The 2,718-nt window shown below is 73.2% G+C and carries 1 protein-coding gene and 1 pseudogene; both read right to left on the reverse strand.

Annotated features, from left to right (window positions below; translation table 11 throughout):
* A partial coding sequence (locus VIB11_RS04555) for an acyl-CoA dehydrogenase family protein (RefSeq protein WP_332028793.1) occupies positions 1 to 1,830 on the reverse strand: 1,830 nt, incomplete at its 3' end.
* A 115-nt stretch (positions 1,831 to 1,945) separates the two neighbouring features.
* Positions 1,946 to 2,718 (reverse strand): annotated as a pseudogene (locus VIB11_RS04560) (HNH endonuclease signature motif containing protein); the annotation flags it as partial.

The following is a 2,718-nucleotide window of genomic DNA, read 5'->3' on the forward strand; positions in this document are numbered from 1 at the left end:
CCGGACGTCGGCGTCGTCGCTGTTGGACCACAACGCGGAGAACAGCGCCTCGACCCTGACCCGGCTCTGCTGGCAGAACACGTCCGCCAGCTGGTAGGCCGACCGACCGCGGGCGGCGTCGTCGGTGCGGAGCATCTCGGCTCGGCTGCAGGCCGCCGCCATGGCGAACAGTTCGGCCCCGATGTCGACCACGCGCCCGAGGAACGCCTGCCGGTACTCCATCCTGGCCTGCCACCTCGACATCCCGTAGAAGGTCTGCCGGGCCAGCCTGCGACTGGACCGCTCGACGAACCGCAGGTGCGTCGCCAGGGGGCCGAACGCGGCATACGACGTCGGTGCGGCACCCTTGCCGACCACGAGCTGGGGCAGCCACCTGGCGTAGAAGCCGCTGGCGCCCGCTGCCGCGCGCGCCTTGTCCTCGAGCGTGGCGTCCTTGTCGGCCAGCGCACCGGCGGCCTTGAGGTGGGCGTCGACGGCCTCACGCGCGATGAGCAGGTGCATGATCTCGGTCGAGCCCTCGAAGATCCGGTTGATCCGCATGTCGCGCAACACCTGCTCGGCCGGCACCGCGCGCTCACCACGGGCGCGCAGCGACTCCGCCGTCTCGTAGCCACGGCCGCCGCGGACCTGCACGAGCTCGTCGGCGATCTGCCAGGCCATCTCGCTCGCCCACAGCTTGGCCAGCGCCGCCTCGATGCGGATGTCCTTGGTGCCCGCGTCGGCGAGCTGGGCCGAGAGCTCCAGCACCGACTCGAGGCCGTAGGTGGTGGCGGCGATGAAGGCGATCTTCTCGGCGACCGCGCCGTGCTCGCCGACCGGCCGACCCCACTGCACGCGCTCGGCCGACCACTCGCGTGCGATCTTCAGCGCCCACTTGCCGGCGGCGGCGCACATCGCAGGGATCGACAGGCGCCCCGCGTTGAGGGTCGTGAGCGCGATCCGCAGGCCCTCGCCCTCCCGGCCGAGCCGGTTCTCCACGGGCACCCGGACCTGGTGGAAACGGGTCAGCCCGTTCTCGATCCCCTTCAGCCCCATGAAGGAGTTGCGCCGCTCGACGGTCACCCCGTCGGCCGTGCCCTCGACGATGAAGGCGGTGATCCCACCCTTCCGGCCGTCATGCTCCGGCACCCGGGCCATGACGACCAGCAGCTCGGCAACGACGCCGTTCGTCGTCCACAGCTTCACGCCGTCGAGCAGGTAGGCCGTGCCGTCCTCGGTGGGGGTCGCCGTGCTGCCCATCCGTGCGGGGTCGGAACCGACGTCGGGCTCGGTGAGCAGGAAGGCGGAAATCGCCCCCGCTGCACACCGGGGCAGGTAGGCCTGCTTCTGCTCGGGTGTGCCGACGAGCTTGACCGGCTCCGGGACGCCGATGGACTGGTGCGCCGAGAGCAGGGCGCCGAGGCTCGGGTGCACCGAGCCGACGAGCATGAGCGCCTTGCCGTACGACGACATCGTCAGGCCGAGTCCGCCGTACTCGCGCGGGATCTTCATGCCGAAGGCGCCGATCTCGGCGAGGCGGGCGAGGACCTCGTCCGGGATGAGGGCCTCGCGCTCGATGCGGGCCCCGTCGATGCCGGCGCAGACCTCCCGCAACGTCGCGAGGAACTCCTCACCGCGCGCCTCGTCCTCGGCGCTGGCCCGCGGATGCGGGTGGACGAGGTCGAGGTCGAAGTGACCGAGGTAGAGCCCCTTGGCGAAGCTCGGCCGGCTCCAGTCGGACTCGCGGGCCTCCTCGGCCACCGCCCTGGACTCGCGCTCGCTGGCCTGCACCACCGGTGCCGGGTCGTGGGCCGTCGCGGTGGGGCGGTTGTGTTCCAGGTCGCTGCTCATGAGGCGCCTCCTTGGGCTCCCCACGTTACCCGCGGGTATGCCGCGGCGCAGCCCGCGCGGGTGACCGCCGAGGAACTGCTCAGGCACCGGGGCCGCCCCGGCTCCTGCCCGCCCGTCACGCCGCGAGGGCGAGCCGGCTGGCGATGTGACTTTCCAGGACGGAGAGGTCGGACACCGGCGGGCCCACGCGGAGGTGCTGCCCGTCGGTGGCGGCCCGGTCGAGCTGCTGACGGTCGGCGGGTTGGTCGGGCCGCTGCCCGCCGGTGGGTGGGTCGGGGTCGCCGCCGGCCAGGTCGAGCTGCTGCCAGTCGACCGGTGGGTGGGGGACGGCGTCGGCCTCGGGCGGGTCCTCCGGTGCCTCCCGCTCCGCCCCGACGAGGTCGGCCAGGGACATCCCCGGTGGGAGCCCGGGGAACCAGCCGCGCCCGAGGTCGTGCGCCACGTCGGGGTCCACCTCGTCGGTCAGGTGGAGGTCGTCGCGGATCCTGTGGGACTGCGGCTCGGTAGTCCACACCCGTCCGTCCGGGGCCCTCCACCTGGCGGTGCCGTCAGGGGAGAGCTCGGCAGTCCATCCGCCGTGGTGCTTGAAGAGGTGGTGGGTGCGGCACAGGCACAGGAGGTTCGGCGGAGCCGTCGGCCCCTCGGGGTGGGCCACCACGTGGTCGACGTCGGTGCGGTTGGCGGGCGTGTTGCAGCCGGGGAAGCGGCAGGTGCCGTCGCGGGAGCGCACCCGCCGCCGGGTCGACGCGCTCGGCCGGTAGTGGGCTGGGTCCTGGACGATCGAGCCGTCAGGGTCCAGCCGGGCCAGGCGCAGGAGCGTGTCGGGCCGGCTGAGCACCTCGCTGACCGCCTCGGGGGCCAGCACTCCGTGCCGGGGCAGCTCGACCC

Source organism: Pedococcus sp. (genome assembly GCF_036554925.1).
GTDB lineage: Bacteria > Actinomycetota > Actinomycetes > Actinomycetales > Dermatophilaceae > Pedococcus_A.